Origin of the sequence: Bradyrhizobium sp. ISRA464, assembly GCF_029910095.1 — a bacterium.
Lineage (GTDB): Bacteria > Pseudomonadota > Alphaproteobacteria > Rhizobiales > Xanthobacteraceae > Bradyrhizobium.
In genome coordinates, this window is sequence record NZ_CP094526.1 from 1,400,424 (window position 1) to 1,419,751 (window position 19,328).

The following is a 19,328-nucleotide window of genomic DNA, read 5'->3' on the forward strand; positions in this document are numbered from 1 at the left end:
GAAATGAGCGGCAAGAGGGTTGCTGTCATCGGTGCGGGTCCCGTCGGGTTGGCGGCAGCGGCGCATGTCTTGGAGCGCGGCATGACGCCGGTTGTCCTTGAGGCTGGCCCTGAGCCCGCGTATGGCGTGCGTCAATGGCAGCACGTGCAGCTCTTTTCGCCATGGGAATACAATGTTGATAAGGCGGCTGGACGGCTTTTGTCGCGGATGGGTTGGAACTCGCCCGATCCGCAGGTCTATCCAACCGGGGCCGAATTGCTGGAGCACTATCTCGATCCGCTCGCGGCCAGGACGCCCTTGAAGGATGTCATACGAACGTCCAGCCGGGTAACGGCCATCAGCCGGCTCGGCTTCGACAAGGCAAAAACGCGGGGCCGAGACCAAGTACCTTTTGAGATACGCTATCAGAATGGCAAGGGGCCGGAGACGCTCCTGGCTGACGCGGTCATTGATGCTTCGGGCACGTGGGGCTCACCAAACCCGGCGGGTTCGAACGGCCTACCGGCCATCGGAGAGCGCGAGGCGCAAGCGCAAATTTCCTACGGCATGCCGGATGTTCTTGGAAAGGACCGCGCACGTTTTGCCGGCAAGTCCGTCGCCGTGCTCGGGGCAGGGCACTCTGCCATCGGCACGCTTATCGACCTGACGACGCTTGCTCAGCAGGCGCCCGGTACGAGCGTGATCTGGTTGTTGCGCGGCAACGATCCGGCAAAATCCTTCGGCGGCGGTGCCAACGACAAGCTGGTGGCCCGCGGCGAGCTTGGGACGCACCTCGCTTCACTCGTTGCGTGGGGGCAGGTGAAGGTCGAGGCTGGCTTTGCCGTCGCTGCGATCGCTCCAGTCAACGGCCAGTTGCGCGTCGCTACCGGAACGGGGTGCTGCGGACGCCATGTGACGGTGGATGAACTCATTGTCGCGACCGGATTCCGGCCCGATCTTTCGATGTTGAACGAAATCCGTCTGCGTCTCGATCCCGCCATCGAAGCGCCGATCGCGTTGGCGCCTTTGATCGATCCGAACGAACACAGCTGCGGCACCGTGCGTCCACATGGCGCCCGTGAGCTGATGCAGGATGATCCGGGCTTCTACCTTGCCGGCATGAAAAGCTACGGTCGCGCACCAACCTTTCTGATGATCACCGGCTACGAGCAGGTGCGCTCGATCGCTGCCGATATTGCCGGCGACAAGGAAGCTGCTGCGCGTGTCGAGCTTGAGTTGCCCGAGACCGGCGTCTGCACGCGCGGAGGCGTGGAGGGCGGTGCGGCTGCATCGGGTTGTTGTGGCGGTCCGGCACCGGCCGGCGCCGCGGCTTGCTGCGCAGACGACGCCGCGGCGAAGGCAGCCGGGAAATCCGGCTGCGGCTGTTCGTAAGGGCTGGCGGCGTGGATCGACGACGATTGGGCGTAATCGCGGCGTTGGGCACAGCCCAGACGCTGGCGTGGGGATCGAGCTACTATCTGCCGGCCATTCTCGCCGATCCGATCGCGCACGATCTCGGGATTTCGAGCAACTGGTTGTTTGCCGCCTTCTCGGCATCGCTGGTGATCTCAGGATTGCTGGGACCGCGCGTTGGGCGTCAGATCGACCGGGTCGGCGGCCGCCAGGTCCTGTGCATCTCCAATCTGCTTCTCGCCGGCGGCCTCGCATTGCTCGGAGCATCGACCTCTCTATGGACGATGTCGGCGGCATGGGTGCTGCTTGGCACCGGCATGGGTTTCGGTCTTTATGACGCGGCTTTCGGGGCCCTGGGACGCATCTATGGTACTGACGCACGGAGTGCGATCACCGGCATCACGCTGATCGCAGGTTTCGCGAGTACGGTTGGTTGGCCTCTCAGTTCGCTTGGCCTCGAGACCATCGGATGGCGCGAGACCTGCTATGCTTGGGCGCTTGGGCACATCTTGATCGGCCTTCCGCTCAATCTTTCGCTGCCGCGGGCGAGGAGCCGGCAAGTCACGGCCGGGCCGATAGCTAAACCGCACATCTCAATCGACCGGACGATGGTGCTATTGTCCTTCGCTTTTGCAGCCGCCTGGACCGTCACTTCAGCGATGGCCGCACACTTGCCGCGGATCGTTGAAGCTTTCGGGGCGACGCCGGCGCAGGCCGTATTTGCCGGCATGATGATTGGTCCCGCCCAGGTCGGTGCCCGGATCGTGGAAGCAAGCCTTCTCAACCGATTTCATCCGATACTCTCGACGCGGCTTGCCTGCGTCACCCATCCGATCGGCGCTTGCGTGATCGGGATCTTTGGAGGAGGGGCTGCCGCAGCCTTCGCGCTTCTTCATGGCGCGGGCAACGGCATCCTAACGATCGCACGGGGCACCTTGCCCCTCGCGATCTTTGGGCCGGAGAACTATGCCTACCGGCTTGGCCTGATCGGTGCGCCATCGCGCATCTGCCAAGCCTTAGCGCCGGTTGCCTTCGGTCTTCTGATCGAGCCGATGGGCAAGTTTGTGGTTGTAGTGTCGGCTGGCCTCTGTCTTGCGGCACTGGTCGCGCTGATGGCGCTACACCGCTCGACAGCGGAGCTGACGGCTCAACCCGAGCCCATAAAGAAGACGGCCTGAGGCTATGATGGGACTTTGTCGGGTGGTTGCACCTCCCCGCAACCAAGCTTTTCGAAATCCGGATGAAGAGCCCGCCGTATGGCGGGCTTTTTCGTCGCTGCGCGCTGCCTGACTGTGAAGCTCTGCTTCACGCCCCGTAAACGCTATTGCGGATAGTCGCCCGCCGGAACGGCTGTATCGTCACTCGCACGGAGCAGCTCGTAGCGGTCGATCGGCGCGTGCAGTCCGGGCAGATTTGGGCGGGCCTCGATCCGCACGATCAAGTGCGCTCGGATCAGGCTGAACTTTCTGCCGCGCGATTGGCAAAGTTCTCGCGAGGAGGAGACAACATGACAGTCTCAGTCGTTCATGCCGATACCGGCTCCATGCGCCAGGGATGGCGTGGTCTGCTATGGCTTGTGCTGCTGACGGCGCTGTGGATTATGTTGATCTACTGGCAGCCGATCATCCAGACCAGCGGCGTTCCGACCACGGCACACCAGTTGATGGCGCACGGGCTCATCGCGGTCGGATTGTGGCTCGGCCTCGAAGCCGCCGGCCTGACGCCGGACCAACGCCGCACGACCTGGCTGGCGGTCATGATCCCGGACACGCTCTGGTTCGCCGTCGCCTGGAGTGCCGCGATCAATGGTGCTTTCCGCACGGGCATCTCACCCTTGCCGGCGCTGCCGTTGGCAATTTTCCTGCCGGTGATCATCGGCGCGCCGCTTTTGCTGTTGTCGAAACGGATGGGGCAGGTGCTCGATGCCATGCCGGCAACCTGGCTCGTCGCTCTTCAGCTTTATCGCGTATTCGGCAGTTGGGCTCTCGCTGCCGGACTGCGTGAGGTGCTGCCCGGCGTGCTCGCCTGGCCTGCGGGAATTGGCGATGTGCTGACCGGTCTATTCGCAGTGCCGGTGGCGATTGCCGTGGCGAGCGGTACTGCTCAGGGCCGAAGGGCGGCGATCATCTGGAATATGTTCGGACTCGCCGACTTCGCCGTCGCGATCACCTTGGGGATGGTCACCTCGCCAGGTCGGTTCCAGTTGATCGTTCCGAATGTGCTGAGCATCGGCGCCGGCGCTTATCCGGATGTGCTGACTCCTGCTTTCGTAGTGCCAAGCTCGATCCTGTTGCACGCGCTATCGCTGCGTCAGCTGTACCGCCGAATCAAGCCTCGGACCCAGGTCAGTCATTTTCAAGAGGACTGCATTCACGAACCCAAGAACCAAACCAGACTGACTGAGGCGAACTGATGAAACTCAACATCCCGGTCGGGCCCGTAATGCCGCTAATGGGATTGATCGGTGGCACGGGATCGCAGCGCCTCGCGATAGCGTTGCCGATATTGCCTGGGCTCTGCAGATCATCGCCACGCGTCAACGGCCGCTCGCGACGATTGCCCGCCCGATGCCTCGGGTCACCAAATGACGGAACATGTCGTTGATCTCGGAAGGCGCCAGTTTCGGCCGCTTCTCGAGGCACCAGGTCAGGGCGGTGAGGAAGGTATCCACGACGAATTGCAGCATGAGTTCGCGTGGGACCGCAACATCGTTCCTGACTTCGGAGAGGTCTTCCTTGACCAACTCGGCGAGCACACGGCGGATTTCGTTACGAGCGATCATGCTGCCCTGTCCTCCCAACATGGCGCGATAAACGTCCCGGTAGACGCAGGCATGCTCGAACATCGCGAGGCTGAATGTCAGCGGCCGATCCCGCTCGCGCTGTCGCGCCTCTCGTCGTGCGGCTTTCAGCTCGCCGCGAAGCCGCTCGAAGCCGCCGCGCAGCAGATCGTCCTTGCCGCGGTAGTGGGCGTAGAAAGTTGCGCGGCCGATGTCGGCCTCATCGATGATCTCCTGCACCGTAAGGGCATCGTAGCCCTTGCGCTTGATCAGCCGGATCAGCGCCTCATGAAGCGTTCGCCGGGTGCGGGCGACGCGCCGGTCGATCTCTCTTTCCATTCTTCACCCCCTGCTTTTCCGGACTCATGCCGTCGATCGTTCGGTAACGAACGGAAGTCGCGGGTTGTCTGTTGTCTCGAACATTTTGTTCACTATCATATATCGAGTTCGGTTATCGCGCGGTAGATAACCCGGGAGGTTACGATGCTCGATATCATCGCAGCGATTTTTGCCACCGCCTATTGCGCGGCGCAGGCGGGTCTGTTGATTGGCCCTGCGCCCCTTCGCGCAGGATCCAGGATCGCCCTCTTTGCAGCCACGGCGGCGTGGCTCGCCGCCGTCGTCGCAGTCTATGGGCTTCGCGTCCTGTCGCCGGGGACACTCGGTCCGTTTCCGGTCAACCTCGTGCCGTTCACGCTTTTGCTCGCGATCCTGTTTGGAGCCTGGGTGCTGATTCCGCAGGCACGTGACGCACTGCTATCGGTTCCAATGCCGGCCCTGGTGGCGGTGCATGCCGGCCGTGTCGCCGGCGTGTTCTTCCTGCTTCTCTATTTCGACGGGCGGCTGTCGGCGCCGTTCGCGCCTGTTGCCGCCATCGGCGACATGATTACCGGTGCGATAGCGCTGGTGTTCTTGGCCTTGTTCGGATTCGGCATCAAAACACCGAAGCTATGGCTCGGCGCGTGGAACGCGTTCGGGTTGCTCGACCTGCTCACCGCGCTTGCGCTTGCGATGCTGTCGGTACCGGGCACCGCATTCCGCGTATTCACGGAAGGGCCTGGCACGCTGGTGATGGGGACGCTGCCCTGGATCTTCGTGCCTGCGATGCTGGTCCCGGTCGATCTCCTGGTTCACGTCGTGATCATGGTCAAGCTTCGGTCCGCCCCCGATGCGATCGGGACAATGGCCATTGAGAGCGCGCAATGACCGAGGCTAACGAAGCGAGCAGCGCGACTCGTCGCCGGCCCCCGCCGCGCCGGCCGGACCGCTCTATCGCGCCAGCCTCGACAACCCGAACGAGAACCACGGCTACAAGGCACCGGCGGCTTCCGCGTGACGTGGTGAGATGGTTTGCCAGGCCACGGCCGATGAAGATGGCCACCATTGCTTCGCCGTGGTGCTATGATGGCATAGGCCAGCGTGCGCGCCGGCTGGTCGTTCTGCGAAAACCTGCGATTTGGCGGCTTGCTTGCCGATCTGCCGGGTTGCTCGAGGACAGCCATGACCCAGGCAAGCTTTTCGGAAATGTACGAGCGATGGCTCGTAGATCCTCTCTTCCGGCCGTGGGCCGAAGCGATCCTTGCACAGGTGGGGCTATCCCCAGGCGATCGCATCCTCGATGTTGCCTGTGGAACGGGAGTAGTGGCACGCGTAGCAAGAGAACGGCTCGGTGACGCCGGACACGTCGTCGGCGTCGATGTCAGTCCCGACATGCTTGCTGTTGCGCGCGCCGTGGCGCCCCGGATCGACTGGCGCGAAGGCAATGCCACTGCCTTGTCCCTGCGTGATGGGGAGCAGTTCGAGATTGTTGTGTGCCAGCAGGGATTGCAGTTCTTTCCCGATAAGCCGGCGGCGGCGGCGCAAATGCGGCGGGCCTTGGCGAAGGGCGGCAGGTTGGCGATCGCCACATGGCGGTCGGACGATGAAATCCCGTTCGTGCGGGAGCTGCGCCGCGTCGCGGAGCGACACGTGGGCGCCATCGTAGATCAGCGCCACGGCTTTGGAGATGCCGCGCCGCTTGAGGTGTTGCTGCGCGATGCCGGCTTCCGCGAGGTCCGGTTAAGGACGATGTCGCGCACGGTGCGTTCGAGGATGGCGCGCCCTTCCTGCGATTGAACACGATGGCGCTCGTCGGCATGAGCACTGCCGTGAAAACCATGGGCGACCAGGTACGCAAGCATGTGGTGGAGGCCATTGTGGGCGAGAGTGTGCCTGTGCTGGACCGCTACAGCTATGGATCGGTGCTCGCATTCGAGCTCAGCACCAACCTGGCGACGGCAAAAGGCTAGAGCATTTTCGGTTCTGATTGAATCAGAACCGAAGCAAGCGTGGCCAAACACCACCATTCAACCCAAAGCGGCCGCCGGGTGCCTGACCTCGGCGCGGCGACCGATCGTCTCCGCATAGTCCGCTATCGGGCGCGGGCGGCCAATGAGATAGCCCTGAACCTCATCGCAGGCCTGGCGCGACAGGAAGTCGAGCTGTTCATGGGTTTCGACGCCTTCCACGACCACAGGGAGATCAAGCCCCTTGGCCAACCCGATCACACCGCGGATGATCGCCGCGGACTGGCCGTTACACTCGACATTCGAAATGAACGACTGGTCGATTTTGATCTTATCGAACGGAAACGATTGCAGATACGACAGGGATGAATAACCGGTTCCGAAATCGTCCATTGCAATATGGACGCCGAGCGTTTTGAGGCGCCGCAGAATAGCAAGCGCGCGATCATGGTCCCCGATCAGGACACCCTCGGTGATCTCCAGCTCCAACCGGTCGGCGGCGAGGCCCGTCTCCAGCAGCGTGGTGTACACCAGGGTCGGAAGGTCTCCATGCAGGAACTGTGCAGGCGAAAGGTTGACGGCGATGCGCAATGGTTGCTTCCAGGAAGCCGCTTCGCGACAGGCCTCTCGCAGAACCCAATTTCCGATCGCAAGGATCGAACCATTCTCCTCGGCAAGCGGTATGAAAACGCCCGGCGAGACAAGTCCTCGAGTGGGATGCTGCCAGCGCACCAAGGCTTCGAAGCCGATGACCTGGCCGGCGATCTTTGCTTGAGGCTGATAGTACAGGACGAGCTGCCCGTCGGAGACAGCCGCGTGCAGATCCTGGTGCAGCGCGCGCTTCTCGCGCAGCTGTCTGTCCAATTCCGCGTCGAAAAAGCGAACCCTACCGCGGCCTTCAGCCTTGGCGCGGTACAGCGCTGCCTCGGCATTCGCGACGAGCGTTCCGGGATCCGCTCCATCCGCCGGATAGATCGCAACGCCGATGCTGAGCCCCATGAACGTCCGATGGCCGTCGATTTCGAATTCGCCGCTGCTCGCCGCAAGGAGGCGATCGGCAAGGGCCATCGCGCCTGAAGGCTCCGGGCCGTCCGTAACGATGAGGACGAACTCGTCGCCGCCCAAGCGCGCCAGGAATGCTCCCTCCGCAGCTGCAGATACTCGTTCCGATACTCGACACAAAAGTGCATCGCCTACGTGATGCCCGAAGACATCGTTGACCTCCTTGAAGCGATCGAGATCAAGGAAGAGAACGGCAAACTCCTTGCCCGACGCCTTGGCCGCTTCGAAGGCCGACGCCAGATGCTCGTTGAATGCCGTCCGGTTGGGCAAGTCCGTCAACGGATCGTGGAGCGTCATGTGCTGGATACGCGCCTGCGCTTCCTTACGCTCCGTCACGTCTTCGATAACTGCTAGCAGGTACTGCGGGTCGCCCGTAGCACTGAGCACCGGGAAGCTGGTTGACTTGACGTTCCGCCTGCCGTTCCCCGGGGTATCGAGCCAATGTTCATCGAAGAACTGCTGGCGACGCGACTTCACGATCGCCCGATCTTGCCCAGTGATCGATTCGGCTTCTTCCTTGGAGTAGACCTCGAATGCTGTCTTCCCGATATAGCGAGTGCGCGGAACGCCCAGTAACCGCTCGGCGGCGCGGTTGAGCAGGATATATTTGAAGCTCTGCGCATCCTTCACAATGACGGGAGTCGGCGCGTTCTCGATGACCGTGTCGAGAAATTCGCGGGTTTCTCTCAACTCATTCTCGGCCCGCTTGCGCTGGGTGATATCAATGGCCGCAATCAGCGCTGCATCGCGTCCCTCATAGCGTAGCTTGTGGGAATAAATGGACACGTCGATCGGCGTTCCATCGGCCTTGAGATGCCGCCAAGACCGCTCTTGCCTTGCCTTATCCGACTCGTTCACTGCGACGGCCGCAAGCACATCGTTCCGCTCCTCTCGCGGCCTGATGTCGAGGATCGACATCGAAACGAATTTCTCGCGGCTGTAGCCATAGTGATCGACAGCCGCATTGTTGACGGCCACGATTCTCAAGCTCTCACGATCGTAAACCCACATCGGGATTGGATTTCCCTCGAACAGCAGCCTGAAAGACTCCTCGCGGAGCTTCAAATCGGTGATGTCGATCCGGATACCCACGCTTCCGCCGTCTGCCGTCCGCCGCTCCTCGATGCGCAGCCAGCGATCTCCGGGAAGGTGCTGCTCGTGCGCGCAACGGGGCTCGGCATGCCGGGCAAGACGAGCCGCCAGCCATTCTTCTTCGCGGCCGACCGCATCGGGATATTGGCCGCGGGCAAGCCCAGCACGCAACGTCTCTTCGAACTTCATGCCTTTGATTATCTCGCCGCTCTCGGCATAGAGCTCGGCGTACCGCTTGTTCCACAGAACGTATCTGTCCTCGGCATCGAACACAGCGAGCCCCTCGGGGATTACCTCCAACGCATCCAGCAAGCGCGCGTGGGCTTCCTTGGCCTCCTGCTCCGCCTGTTTTGCAGTCTGTTGCGCTGCGCGCAGCGTCAGATGGGTCCTCACGCGCGCGAGCAATTCCTCAGGCTGAAATGGCTGCGTTACATAGTCGACGCCGCCCGCAGCGAAGGCCCTGACCGTGTTGGCGCTATCGGACAGACCGGTCATGAAAATCACCGGAATATCCTCGAGCCCTGTGATTCCCCGGAGACGCCGGCAGGTTTCAAAGCCGTCGATCCGTGGCATCATGACGTCAAGCAGAACAAGGTCGGGCCGTACCAGCTCGGCCCGCGCCAGCGCCTCCTCGCCGTCGCGAGCAACTGTGACGTTGAAGCCGTCGCGTTCCAGATGCTCCGCGGCAACGCGCAGCATCGCAGGTGTGTCATCGACGACAAGGACCGTCCGACCCATGACGTCGCTGGCAAAGCCCTCACTCATGCGGCAACTCCCCGCTTTCCCTCAAGATGGCTCTCAACGAAGGCAACCAGCGCCTTGGAGTCGTAGGCATCAGCAAGCTCTCGGAGCCGAGCGGCGAAGGCGCCGAATGTCGCGTTGTCAGCCGCAAGATCGTCCGCCAATTCCCTGATCACGCGCATGTTCCCAGTCTTCGCCACCTCGTAAAGGCGCTGCAGTTCTGCATCGGGCGGCGCGACAATCGGTTCGCCGGTGTCCCCGCCGGCGCCCTGTCGATAGATCCAGCCCAGTTCGAGCAGCGTGCCGACTTCCCGGAACAGATGCTCCTGGTTGACCGGCTTGCTCAGGAATGCGTTCGCACCTGCCGCCAGACTCTTCGCCTGATCATCTGTACCGACGCTGGCCGACACCGCGATAATTGGGGTTGCCTTCAGGACATCCAGCCGGCGCATCGCACGTATCGCTTCGAGCCCATCCATGACGGGCATCATGACGTCCGTCACGATAAGATCGGGACGCGTCGAGCTGGCCTGCTCCAGCGCCTGCAGACCGTTAGTGGCCTCACGAACCTCAAAGCCAACGCCACCGAGCATGCTCGCCAACACCGAGCGATTCTCCGCAACGTCATCCGCGGAGAATGCTCCGGCGCGGTCCATGGTACGCCGTAACCGCCTCTTTGGGCCGGTCTGCAGATAGACCAATTTCGAGTGCGGGCAGCGATACTTCGAACCAGAACCGGCTTCCCACGTCCGGCGTGCTTTCGAACTCGATCTCGCTTCCCATCAACCGCAGCAATTCTCGGCTGATACTCAAACCCAAACCCGTTCCACCGGACCGGCGGTGCGGATCACAAACCTGTTCGAACGGCTTGAAGACGACGGCATGCTTGTCACCGGCAATGCCGACCCCGGTGTCCTGCACCTCAAAGCGGAGTCGCACCTCATCACTTGAATTTGCGACTCGGCTTGCGCGAAAGGTCACCTGACCACGATCGGTGAACTTGATCGCGTTGCCGAGCAGGTTGAGAAGCACTTGCCGCAGCCGCTTCTCATCGGCCTGCACCCAGCGCGGGATATCCGACGACCGCTCGAAAACGAATCCGATCCCCTTTTCGTCCGCACGGACGCGGATAATGTCAGCGACGCCGGTGAGGAAAGCTGGCAGCTCGACCGGCCCGGGAACAATGTCGAGCTTGCCGGCCTCGATCTTGGACACGTCGAGAATATCGCTGATCAGCGTCAAGAGGTGCTCGCCGCTGCGCTGAACGGTATCGATTGCGCTGGCTTGCCATTTGCTCAAGCTTCTATCCCGCTTCAACAGCTGCGCATAGCCGAGCACTGCATTCAACGGTGTACGCAGCTCATGGCTCATATTTGCAAGAAACAGCGACTTGGCGCGATTTGCAGCTTCGGCCGCGTCCTTCGACTGGCTTAGCTGCCCATTGGCATCGGCCAGTTCGCGCGCTTTCGCACGGTTGACCCACAGGGACCAAACCGCAACAGAAAACAGCAAGCTGACGAGGAGGCCGGCTGACAGAATGAGCCGGGGCTTCTGCACGTCAATTCCGGCATCGAATGTCGGCAATGTACTGAAGCGTATCGTCCAGGTGCGTCCGTCTATCACCAGCGGCTCGATCACGGTGAACGCAGACGCCATCTGTGGGTGGGAGGGACGAGCGCTATCGTAGAGTTCGTTCTCTTGAAGCGTAGCTCCGTCGTAGATTTCCAGCCTGAGGCTGGAGAACTGTTCCGATCCCAGAATGCCTCGCATCAGGTCGCGCATACGAAACGGAGCATAGACATACCCGACGAGCCCGGCTCTCCGCTCCTCGACAGTGGCCGGCGACACGGCCGCCTGATACACCGGCAGGTACATCAGGAATCCATTTTGGGCCTCCTGATCCGTCTCCTGCACCAAGGTGACTTTGCCGGAGATCGACGGTGCGCCAGTGTCACGCGCCGTGACCATGGCTTCCCGCCGCACCGGCTCGGTGAACATGTCGAAGCCGAAGGCGCGCCGATTACGCCAATCGAATGGCTCCAAATAGATGATCGACGTGTACTCATCGCGATCGCCGGCCGGCTTGATCTGATAGTCGGGGAATCCTTCAGAGCGGAGTTCCAGAACGTGTGCGTTGCGCTGCTGCGCGGCAATGTGCTTCGCAAATCCGATGCCCTGAATTCCCGGATAGTTCTTATCGATGGCAAGCGTGTTGACGTAGGCGTGCCACGCCGCGCGTCACCTGATTGCCAGTCGCCGCAAAGAGCCCAACGCCTCCGCGCAATACCTCCTGATAGGCTGTGAGCCTTTGGCGTATTGCAAATTGCGCCTGGCCAACCTTGAACCTGAATCGGACGTTGGCAATTCGAGCCGACTCTGTCGATGCATTTGACGACATCCAGAAAGATGCCGTTGCGAGGGAAACCAACGCAACGGCAGCCAGTAGACCGGCAGGATACCTTCCAACTGCAATACGCAGCAGCGAAGCAAGCCGACTGCCTAGGTGAGCTCGCCCGCCGTCAGCGGCGGATCGCAACTCCCGATTTCTTCGCCAAACAAGCCCAGGCATGTTGCCGTCCCTCTAACGGACCTGCGCCTCCGATCTCGCTGGCTTGGTCCAACGGACATCTGGCCCCGATTGCGACGACAAGCAATTGCGGTTGCGACGATCGCCTGGATCGGTTGCCCCACTTGTCTGCCCGACAGGCGCGTGATCAAACAGAGTGCAGCGTGAGCAAGGATTGCACAGGCTGGATTAGAATTTCGTAAAACCGCTCAACCGGTGCGAGCAGCAGATTGATGTGAAAGAAGTTGCACCAAGATTGTCTTTCTCAGATCATTAAACTTTTATCCAACAGCACCCGCGCCGAAGATGGCTCTTGCACCGGCGTCATCAAGACGCCATCCACCGGGTCTCCCACAATCCGAGCGCGACCGTGCCGGCGATATTGCTTGCGATCGACATCGCTCCGCAAGGTGCAGCCGTCGCCGATTTGATGAAGCCGCTGGAGCTGATGGCGAGAACGAATTCAGCCCGGATGAGCCCAGCGACATCCGGGTTCTGAATGCGTGCCGCCCCTGCATGTCGCGGAACCTGGCAGGCCCCAGATCGTTTGAACGGTGGGCGTTTGATTCCGTGCCGCCGTTTGCGCGGTATCATCGCCTCTATCCGCACCTGAAGGACGCCTCGACATGGCCATGAAATTCAAGGTCGGCGATCATGTGAGCTGGAATTCCGAGGCCGGTCGGGTCTCGGGCACCATCATCGCCGTGCACACCAGCGACTTCGACTACAAGGGGCATACGCACCGTGCCTCGGAGGCCGATCCGCAATACGAGATCAAGAGCGACAAGACCGATCATATCGCGGCCCACAAGGGCAGCGCCCTCCATCTGGCGTAGCGAAGGCGGAGCGTGACGCTTCCGTTCTTCACGATCGGCCATTCCACCCGGAGCCTCGAGGATTTCATCGCGCTTCTCGCCGGAGCCGGGATCGACCGCGTCGTCGACATCAGAACGGTGCCGCGGTCGCGAACCAATCCGCAGTTCAACAAGGATGCGCTGCCCGAACCGCTGGCGGCGGCCGGCATTTCGTATGAGCATGTCGCCGATCTCGGCGGGCTTCGCGGCAAGGCACGAAGCCTGCCGTCTGCCGTCAACGGCTTCTGGACCAACGACAGCTTTCACAACTACGCCGACTATGCGTTGTCGGCGCAGTTTCACTTAGGTCTGCAACATCTGCGCGACGAGGGTCACCGGCAGCGCTGCGTGATCATGTGCTCGGAAGCGGTGTGGTGGCGTTGCCACCGTCGCATCGTCGCCGATCATCTCATCGCGTCCGGCGAGACTGTCTTCCACATCATGGGGCAGGGCCGGCTGGAGCCGGCCCGCCTCACCGAAGGCGCCGTCGTGCAGGGAGATGGGACGGTGGTCTATCCGGCTGCGGAGCGACCGGATACGTGAGATCGAAAGCGAAGCCCCGGCTGTTGCCGCCTCGGGCTTCAATTCAAGGAGCCTCAGGCCTGCGTCACGGCCGTGCTCAAGACATTCGAGCATGAGGTCGAGCCGTTCTTCTCGGCAGGCATGCACGCGCGTGACGCTGCCGCGCGTCACCAAACCTTGTCGCTCCTGCCGGCGTGATCTAAGCCAGCGGCCGGCGGGCAGCGCATCGAACAACAATCGCCCGCGATCCCTGGGAGGAACGATGAGACGTTTCATCATGGCTGCCGCGGCTGTGCTCGCCGCCGGCGTGACTCACGCAGCCCCGTTGCCCGAGGCGAAGCCCGATGAGGTCGGTTTTTCGCAGAAGGGCCTCGCGCGACTCGACGATTTCTTTGCGCGCGAGATCGCGGCGAAGCGAGTGCCGGGCGCCGTGGTGGCGATCGCGCGCGATGGCAAGCTCGTGCATTACAAGGCCTATGGCCAGCTCGACGCGGCGAACGGCACGCCGATGCCGATCGATGCGGTGTTCGCGCTGGCGTCGATGACCAAGCCGATGACGGCGGTCGCGGGTCTCACGCTGATGGAGCAGGGCCGCCTGCCGCTGCAGGCGAAGCTCACCGAATATTATCCGGCGTTCGGCGAGATGAAGGTGGGCGTGCCGCAGCCGGACGGCTCGTTGAAGATGGAGCCGCAGGCCTCACCGATCCACATTCACGATCTCTATCGCCGCACCTCGGGCTTGATGTATGGCGGGCGACCCGACAGTTCGAGCCCGCTGGTGCGGCTCTATCCCGACGGCACCGCGCCGGCGCTTGAGGGCGACACCCAGGCCTTCATCGAGCGCATCACCAAGCTGCCGCTGGCGCACCAGCCATCGACCGCGTTCGAATACGGCTTCTCGATCGACGTGCTCGGCGCGGTCGTCGAAAAGGTCTCCGGGCAGCGGCTCGGCGATTACCTCGCAGCCAATGTCTGGGGACCGCTCGGCATGAAGGACGCGACCTTCCATCCGTCGGAGGCGCAGCGCGCGCGTCTCGCACATCCGTTCGCCAACGATCCGCTCACCGGCATGCTGCAGGCGATCAAGCTGCTCGATGCACAAACCAAGTTCGACTGCGGCGGCGCCTGCTCGTTTGCGACCGTCGGCGACTATCTCCGCTTCGGACAGATGCTGCTCAACGGCGGCGAGCTCGACGGCAAGCGCATCCTGAGCCCGAAGACCGTGCATCACATGACGTCGAACCATCTCGGGCCCGAGATCAAGAACAATGTCGCCAATGTCGAGCTGCATCGCGGCGGTTTCGGCTTCGGCCTCGGCGTCGCGGTGCGGACCAGCGAGGGCCTGTCGTCGGTGCCCGGCAATCCCGGCGAGTTCACCTGGAACGGCGCCTACGGCACGCAATTCTTCTGTGACCCGAAGGAGCGCCTCGTCGTGGTGGTGGGAACGGCGGCCCCCGGCCAGCTCCGCAAATATTATCGCGAGAACGTCTAGGACATCGTCTATGGCGCGATGGTGAAGTGAGCGACGTCACCGCATCGTGACGTTACCTTCGCTGGAACAACGAAAAAGGCCCGTCGCTCGGCGAGCGACAGGCCTCAATTCCACGTGGGTGTATCACTACCGGTAGAAGCCGGTCAGCGTGCCGTTGTTGTTGCCTTCCGGACCGACGTCGCCCTGGGGCGAGCTCGGCGTCGGATGGTTGGTGCCGTTGAGGGAACCATACCAGCCGGGTTGGGCCGGATAGTAACTCACGTCTGGCGGCACGGCTTCGTAGTGCGGGCCGCCCCTATATTGCCAGGCTCCGTAGTCCCCGTAGGGATAGTAGCCCTGTGCGAATGCGCCTGCCGTCGTTGCGAGCAGCGTTGCTGCGGCCAGTGACACGACTTTGATCTTTGTTTGCATTCACGAGCTCCTTGCTGGTATCGCGACCAACGACCTCGAATGGGGGAGCGTTCCCGCTTTTCCGATCAACTCCGATGTGAACGAGCGCGGCTGCGCCATCATTCTGTGGCGGACGATCTGCACCGCGCGACATTCTGTGGCGGACGATCTGCACCGCGCGACGGGCAGCCGCACACGAGCCGCATGGCCGCGATATCGGGAAAAGAAGCCCGCCACTGCGGCGGGCAAGATCTCAGGGAGGAAGCGTTCACAAAGAACGTGCGCGCAGTTTCCCCGATTCGAAGAGATCTGCGAAGATCGTATAATTACTGTCATCGACGCTGGCATTATGCCATTGCTCGCAGGGGCCGGAGGGCCGGCAAGCCCAGCCGCGACATTGGTTGCGCGCGATCGGAAATGGGGGATTTTGATGAGCATGTCCGGAATTTTTGCGCGCGTCGTTGCGGGGATCGGCGCTGTGGCGGTGGCGTGGCGGCGGATGCAGGGCGAGGCGCCCAAGCCGGCCTGGGGCAGCGCGCCGCAGATTCCGGCGGCGAAGTCGCAAGGCGCGATTCCGACGCTCAAGATGCCGACGGCGCGGGGCTGGGACGACGGCCAAAAGCCGACCGCGGCGCCCGGGCTTGAGGTTAACGCATTCGCCGCCGGGCTCGACCACCCGCGCTGGATCAACGTGCTGCCCAATGGCGACGTGCTGATCGCGGAGGCGACGCAGATCGCGGGCGCCCCGCGTACCGTGTTTCACTATGCGATGCAGGCGACGATGCGGCGCGCCGCGGCGCTCGGCGTCAGCGCCAACCGCATCACGCTGCTGCGCGACCGTGACGGCGATGGCATCGCCGAAGTCCGCGGCGCCTTCATGGAGGGCTTGAGCCAGCCATTCGGCATGGCGCTGGTCGGCGACACCTTCTATGTCGGCAACACCGACGGCGTGGTCGCCTTCCCCTACACCGCAGGTGCGGACCGCATCACGGCACAGGGACGCAAGCTCGTCACCTTCAAGCCCGCCGGCCACTGGACCCGCAGCCTGTTGCCGAGCGCCGACGGCAGCAAGCTCTACGCCGGCGTCGGCTCGCTCAGCAACATCGCCGAAAGCGGCTTCGAAGTCGAGCAAGGCCGCGCCGCGATCTACGAGCTCGATCTCGCCGCCGGCACCAGCCGCATCTATGCGAGCGGCCTGCGCAATCCGGTGGGGCTCGCCTGGGAGCCGACCAGCAACGTGCTCTGGACCGTGGTCAACGAGCGCGACGGCATCGGCGACGAGACGCCGCCGGATTACCTGACCTCGGTGCGCGACGGCGGCTTCTACGGCTGGCCCTATTGCTACTGGGGGCAGACGGTCGACGACCGCGTGCCGCAGGATCCGGCGATGGTCGCCAAGGCGATCCAGCCGGATTACGCGCTCGGCGGCCACACCGCCTCGCTCGGCCTGTGCTGGATGCCCAAGGGTACGCTGCCGGGCTTTCCGGACGGCATGGTGATCGGCCAGCACGGTTCGTGGAATCGTTCGACGCTCTCCGGCTACAAGGTGGTGTTCGTGCCGTTCGAGCAGGGGCGTCCCTCGGGCCCTGCACGCGACATCCTGTCGGGCTTCCTCGCGCCCGACGAGAAGGTGTCCTACGGCCGTCCGGTCGGCGTCGCGCTCGGCCCGGACGGCTCGCTGCTGGTAGCCGACGATGTCGGCAACGTGATCTGGCGCGTGACGGGCGCGTAAATAGCACCCTTCGTCGAGAGCACGGGATCGCCCGGCATGAGCGCTCCCGTGCGCGGCATCAGCGCGGCAGGACCTCGCGAATGCTCGCGGCGATCTCGGCGGCATGGGTTTCCAGCGCGAAATGCCCGGTGTCGAGAAAGTGGACCACCGCGCGCGGATTATCCCGCTTGAACGCCTCGGCGCCCGGCGGCAGGAAGAACGGATCGTTCTTGCCCCACACCGCCAGGAATGGCGGCCGGTGCGTGCGGAAATAGTTCTGGAAAGCCGGATAGAGCGCGACGTTGCTCTTGTAGTCGCCGAACAGGTCGAGCTGCACCTCATGGGCGCCGGGGCGCGCCATGTAGAAATTGTCGAGGTTCTGGCCGTCCGGCGACACCGTCTCCGGATTGGGGACGCCATGCGTGTATTGCCAGCGCGTCGTTTCCGGCGTCAGCAGCGCGCGCAGCGCATCGCGGTTCGCCTGCGACGGATCCTGCCAATAGGCGCGGATCGGATTCCAGCCGTCGCTCAGGCCTTCCTCATAGGCGTTGCCGTTCTGCGAGATGATCGCCGTGATCCGCTCCGGATGTTTTGCGGCGATGCGGAAGCCGGTCGGTGCGCCATAGTCGAAGACATAGACGGCGAAGCGGTCGAACCCGATCACCTCGGTGAAGCGGTCGATCACGCCGGCAATGCTCTCGAAAGTGTAGCTGAAGGCGTCGCGCGGCGGCATGTCCGACTGGCCGAAGCCGGGCAGGTCCGGCGCCACGATGTGGAAGCGGTCGGAGAGCAGCGGGATCAGATCGCGGAACATGTGCCCGGCGCTCGGGAAGCCGTGCAACAGCAGCAGCTTCGGCGTATCAGGCGATCCGGCCTCGCGATAGAACACCTTGAAGCCGTCGACATCGGCAGAGCGGTATTTGACCTGGGACATCTGTCACTCCTTGTGGTCGTGATTTGGTGGTGAAGTCTCGGAGGTTAGGATTTGATCTGCCGGGCAAACCCGCTGATGGCTTCGGGCCGCAGATACAGCAGCAGGGCGCAGCACACGGTGGCAAAGCCCAGCAGTGGCATGAACGGAGCGATGGCGGCGCCTGCCGCGAACACCAGTACCGCGAGCAGCGTGCGGACCTGTGTCCATCTGCGAACGCGTTCGGAGATCACGCTCTGGTCCGCCTGCGCGAGCACCGCGCGCTCGAAGGCAAGATAGGCGAGGTCGATCACGAGAAAGATCACCGCATAGACCACCACCGGCGCTGCGGCCATGTGCGATCGCGCGACCCACGCGGTTGCGAAGGGCAGCAGCGAGACTGCGAAGAGGTGGACGAAGTTCAGCCAGATCAGCCGCGGCGTCGATTGCCGCACCAGATGCAGCAGATGGTGGTGATTGACCCAGATCACCGCGATAAACAGATAGCTCGCCGCGTAGCTGATCGCGGTCGGCCACAACGGGAGCAGGTCGGCGAACGCCGAGCCCTCCGGCGCCTTCAGCTCCAGCACCATCACGGTGATGATCACCGCGATCACCGCATCGGAAAACGCGCCAAGCCGATCCGCCGACGGACGTTTCTCCTCCATGGCAGCTCTCCTGTCCTGTGTGCGGAATGAGTCTCAGTGCTCCTTAACGCTGCGGATAGCTTCTCGGATGATGTCAGCGACGTGCGGCGTTGCTGTGACCATCGGGGTGTGATCGACGGCATGCGAGCGCACCGTGGCCTTCATCCGCGCGGCCATGCTGCGCTGGGTCTCCGGCACGATCATCCGGTCGTCCTCGGCGACCAGGAACCAGGCCGGCACGTCCTTCCACAGCGGGCGGCCGACCGGCACGGTGATGCAGGCCGGTGAGATCGGACGCTGCACCGCAGCGAGTACTGCAAGATCCTCATGTGTCGCGCATTGCGCGAAGGCCGATGCGAAGGCGGACTCAGGCAGCCAGATAAGCCCGTTGCCGTCGGGTGCGAGCTTCGGTGCGAACGGATGCGGCGGCAGACGGTAGAACACGTCGGCGACCGTCTCGCCCTCGTCGGGTGCAAGGGCTGTCACATAGACCAGCGCCTTGACGCGCGGCGATCGGGCTTCGGCGATCACGGCGCCGGCATAGGCGTGACCGGCCAGCACGATGTCGCCGTCGACGTGATCCAGCGCGCGGTTCAGTGCCGCGACATCGGCGGCCAGCGAGGTGAGCGGCAGCGGCGCCGCCACGGCCCTGATGCCCTCCGCATCGAGTGCCGTGATCACCCGCGCCCAGCTCGAACCGTCGGCCCACGCGCCATGCGCAAGCACTACGCTCAGATCCTTGTTCGCCATTGTTCGCTCCTTCGTCGGGTCCACCTGTCGTAACCTGTCAACTGGCCTTTTGCAGGTTACGATGCTTGTGACTCATTGTGCGTAACTTGTCAACAGCCATTAATCAGGTTATTTCAGGCGGCCTGAAAGACACCG

Annotated in this window: 18 protein-coding genes and 1 pseudogene; 10 read left to right on the plus strand and 9 right to left on the minus strand. The window is 62.9% G+C overall.

From position 1 onward, the window contains the following. Positions 1 to 3 precede the first annotated feature (3 nt). From MTX19_RS06530 to MTX19_RS06540, 3 genes are all read left to right on the plus strand, one after another. Positions 4 to 1,371 (plus strand): NAD(P)-binding domain-containing protein, encoded by a 1,368-nt coding sequence (locus MTX19_RS06530; protein ID WP_280982917.1) that lies wholly within the window; start codon positions 4 to 6, stop codon positions 1,369 to 1,371. A gap of 11 nt (positions 1,372 to 1,382) precedes the next feature. Continuing rightward, positions 1,383 to 2,570 carry an MFS transporter gene (locus MTX19_RS06535; RefSeq protein WP_280984709.1) on the plus strand — a complete coding sequence of 396 codons (1,188 nt, stop codon included), beginning with the start codon at positions 1,383 to 1,385 and terminating at the stop codon, positions 2,568 to 2,570. Between the two features lie 329 nt (positions 2,571 to 2,899). Beyond that, positions 2,900 to 3,805: an MFS transporter gene (locus MTX19_RS06540; protein WP_280982918.1), complete on the plus strand. Its 906-nt coding sequence runs from the start codon at positions 2,900 to 2,902 to the stop codon at positions 3,803 to 3,805. 123 nt (positions 3,806 to 3,928) lie between these two features. Here the strand turns inward: MTX19_RS06540 and MTX19_RS06545 are convergent, their stop codons facing one another. Next, positions 3,929 to 4,510 carry a TetR/AcrR family transcriptional regulator gene (locus MTX19_RS06545; RefSeq protein ID WP_280982919.1) on the minus strand — a complete coding sequence of 194 codons (582 nt, stop codon included), beginning with the start codon at positions 4,508 to 4,510 and terminating at the stop codon, positions 3,929 to 3,931. Between the two features lie 144 nt (positions 4,511 to 4,654). Between MTX19_RS06545 and MTX19_RS06550 the strand changes: the two genes are divergently transcribed. The 3 genes from MTX19_RS06550 to MTX19_RS06560 all read left to right on the plus strand — a co-directional run bounded on the left by MTX19_RS06550 (position 4,655) and on the right by MTX19_RS06560 (position 6,459). Further along, entirely contained in the window at positions 4,655 to 5,377 is a 723-nt protein-coding gene (locus MTX19_RS06550; protein WP_280982920.1) for a hypothetical protein, read from the plus strand. Positions 5,378 to 5,671: 294 nt separating this feature from the next. Beyond that, the gene (locus tag MTX19_RS06555) at positions 5,672 to 6,286 is read left to right on the plus strand and encodes a methyltransferase domain-containing protein (protein WP_280982921.1); all 615 of its coding nucleotides are present in this window, start codon (positions 5,672 to 5,674) and stop codon (positions 6,284 to 6,286) included. A gap of 5 nt (positions 6,287 to 6,291) precedes the next feature. Then, positions 6,292 to 6,459, plus strand: a complete 168-nt coding sequence (locus MTX19_RS06560) for a hypothetical protein (protein ID WP_280982922.1) — start codon at positions 6,292 to 6,294, stop codon at positions 6,457 to 6,459. Between the two features lie 57 nt (positions 6,460 to 6,516). Here the strand turns inward: MTX19_RS06560 and MTX19_RS06565 are convergent, their stop codons facing one another. The 4 genes and pseudogenes from MTX19_RS06565 to MTX19_RS06580 form a co-directional block, all read right to left on the minus strand. Then, positions 6,517 to 9,375: an EAL domain-containing protein gene (locus MTX19_RS06565; protein ID WP_280982923.1), complete on the minus strand. Its 2,859-nt coding sequence runs from the start codon at positions 9,373 to 9,375 to the stop codon at positions 6,517 to 6,519. After that, positions 9,372 to 10,007, minus strand: coding sequence for a response regulator (locus MTX19_RS06570; protein WP_280982924.1), 636 nt, complete (start codon positions 10,005 to 10,007; stop codon positions 9,372 to 9,374). Before MTX19_RS06570 ends, MTX19_RS06565 begins: the two co-directional genes overlap by 4 nt. Continuing rightward, complete coding sequence (locus MTX19_RS06575; protein WP_280984710.1) at positions 9,976 to 11,007, minus strand: ATP-binding protein; 1,032 nt, start codon at positions 11,005 to 11,007, stop codon at positions 9,976 to 9,978. The genes MTX19_RS06570 and MTX19_RS06575 overlap by 32 nt, the downstream gene beginning before the upstream one ends. Positions 11,008 to 11,049: 42 nt before the next feature. After that, positions 11,050 to 11,577 (minus strand): annotated as a pseudogene (locus MTX19_RS06580) (CHASE domain-containing protein); the annotation flags it as partial. Between the two features lie 966 nt (positions 11,578 to 12,543). Here MTX19_RS06580 and MTX19_RS06585 point away from each other — a divergent pair. From MTX19_RS06585 to MTX19_RS06595, 3 genes are all read left to right on the plus strand, one after another. Further along, positions 12,544 to 12,753 carry a DUF2945 domain-containing protein gene (locus MTX19_RS06585; protein WP_280973909.1) on the plus strand — a complete coding sequence of 70 codons (210 nt, stop codon included), beginning with the start codon at positions 12,544 to 12,546 and terminating at the stop codon, positions 12,751 to 12,753. 12 nt (positions 12,754 to 12,765) lie between these two features. Continuing rightward, entirely contained in the window at positions 12,766 to 13,314 is a 549-nt protein-coding gene (locus MTX19_RS06590; protein ID WP_280982925.1) for a DUF488 domain-containing protein, read from the plus strand. 241 nt (positions 13,315 to 13,555) lie between these two features. Further along, positions 13,556 to 14,785, plus strand: coding sequence for a serine hydrolase domain-containing protein (locus MTX19_RS06595; protein WP_280982926.1), 1,230 nt, complete (start codon positions 13,556 to 13,558; stop codon positions 14,783 to 14,785). A 126-nt stretch (positions 14,786 to 14,911) separates the two neighbouring features. On the opposite strand, the gene MTX19_RS06600 is transcribed toward MTX19_RS06595, so the two are convergent. Further along, complete coding sequence (locus MTX19_RS06600; RefSeq protein ID WP_280973905.1) at positions 14,912 to 15,196, minus strand: hypothetical protein; 285 nt, start codon at positions 15,194 to 15,196, stop codon at positions 14,912 to 14,914. A 409-nt stretch (positions 15,197 to 15,605) separates the two neighbouring features. On the opposite strand from MTX19_RS06600, the gene MTX19_RS06605 reads away from it, so the two are divergent. Then, on the plus strand, positions 15,606 to 16,907 hold the full coding sequence (locus tag MTX19_RS06605; RefSeq protein WP_280982927.1) for a sorbosone dehydrogenase family protein: 1,302 nt from the start codon (positions 15,606 to 15,608) through the stop codon (positions 16,905 to 16,907). Positions 16,908 to 16,965: 58 nt separating this feature from the next. On the opposite strand, the gene MTX19_RS06610 is transcribed toward MTX19_RS06605, so the two are convergent. Genes MTX19_RS06610 through MTX19_RS06620 form a run of 3 tightly spaced genes read right to left on the minus strand, consistent with a single transcriptional unit; the run spans position 16,966 to position 19,193 of the window. Then, positions 16,966 to 17,820: an alpha/beta hydrolase gene (locus MTX19_RS06610; RefSeq protein WP_280982928.1), complete on the minus strand. Its 855-nt coding sequence runs from the start codon at positions 17,818 to 17,820 to the stop codon at positions 16,966 to 16,968. 44 nt (positions 17,821 to 17,864) lie between these two features. Further along, positions 17,865 to 18,464, minus strand: coding sequence for a TMEM175 family protein (locus MTX19_RS06615; RefSeq protein WP_280985891.1), 600 nt, complete (start codon positions 18,462 to 18,464; stop codon positions 17,865 to 17,867). Between the two features lie 33 nt (positions 18,465 to 18,497). Beyond that, entirely contained in the window at positions 18,498 to 19,193 is a 696-nt protein-coding gene (locus MTX19_RS06620; RefSeq protein WP_280982930.1) for an alpha/beta hydrolase, read from the minus strand. Positions 19,194 to 19,328 lie beyond the last annotated feature (135 nt).

Bases quoted from the DNA above. Each gene is read 5' to 3' on its own strand.
- MTX19_RS06530 (WP_280982917.1), top strand. From the start codon at position 4: ATGAGCGGCAAGAGGGTTGCTGTCATCGGTGCGGGTCCCGTCGGGTTG.
- MTX19_RS06540 (WP_280982918.1), top strand. From the start codon at position 2,900: ATGACAGTCTCAGTCGTTCATGCCGATACCGGCTCCATGCGCCAGGGA.
- MTX19_RS06545 (WP_280982919.1), bottom strand. From the start codon at position 4,510: ATGGAAAGAGAGATCGACCGGCGCGTCGCCCGCACCCGGCGAACGCTT.
- MTX19_RS06550 (WP_280982920.1), top strand. From the start codon at position 4,655: ATGCTCGATATCATCGCAGCGATTTTTGCCACCGCCTATTGCGCGGCG.
- MTX19_RS06555 (WP_280982921.1), top strand. From the start codon at position 5,672: ATGACCCAGGCAAGCTTTTCGGAAATGTACGAGCGATGGCTCGTAGAT.
- MTX19_RS06560 (WP_280982922.1), top strand. From the start codon at position 6,292: ATGGCGCTCGTCGGCATGAGCACTGCCGTGAAAACCATGGGCGACCAG.
- MTX19_RS06565 (WP_280982923.1), bottom strand. From the start codon at position 9,375: ATGAGTGAGGGCTTTGCCAGCGACGTCATGGGTCGGACGGTCCTTGTC.
- MTX19_RS06570 (WP_280982924.1), bottom strand. From the start codon at position 10,007: ATGGACCGCGCCGGAGCATTCTCCGCGGATGACGTTGCGGAGAATCGC.
- MTX19_RS06575 (WP_280984710.1), bottom strand. From the start codon at position 11,007: ATGGCGTCTGCGTTCACCGTGATCGAGCCGCTGGTGATAGACGGACGC.
- MTX19_RS06585 (WP_280973909.1), top strand. From the start codon at position 12,544: ATGGCCATGAAATTCAAGGTCGGCGATCATGTGAGCTGGAATTCCGAG.
- MTX19_RS06595 (WP_280982926.1), top strand. From the start codon at position 13,556: ATGAGACGTTTCATCATGGCTGCCGCGGCTGTGCTCGCCGCCGGCGTG.
- MTX19_RS06600 (WP_280973905.1), bottom strand. From the start codon at position 15,196: ATGCAAACAAAGATCAAAGTCGTGTCACTGGCCGCAGCAACGCTGCTC.
- MTX19_RS06605 (WP_280982927.1), top strand. From the start codon at position 15,606: ATGAGCATGTCCGGAATTTTTGCGCGCGTCGTTGCGGGGATCGGCGCT.
- MTX19_RS06610 (WP_280982928.1), bottom strand. From the start codon at position 17,820: ATGTCCCAGGTCAAATACCGCTCTGCCGATGTCGACGGCTTCAAGGTG.
- MTX19_RS06615 (WP_280985891.1), bottom strand. From the start codon at position 18,464: ATGGAGGAGAAACGTCCGTCGGCGGATCGGCTTGGCGCGTTTTCCGAT.
- MTX19_RS06620 (WP_280982930.1), bottom strand. From the start codon at position 19,193: ATGGCGAACAAGGATCTGAGCGTAGTGCTTGCGCATGGCGCGTGGGCC.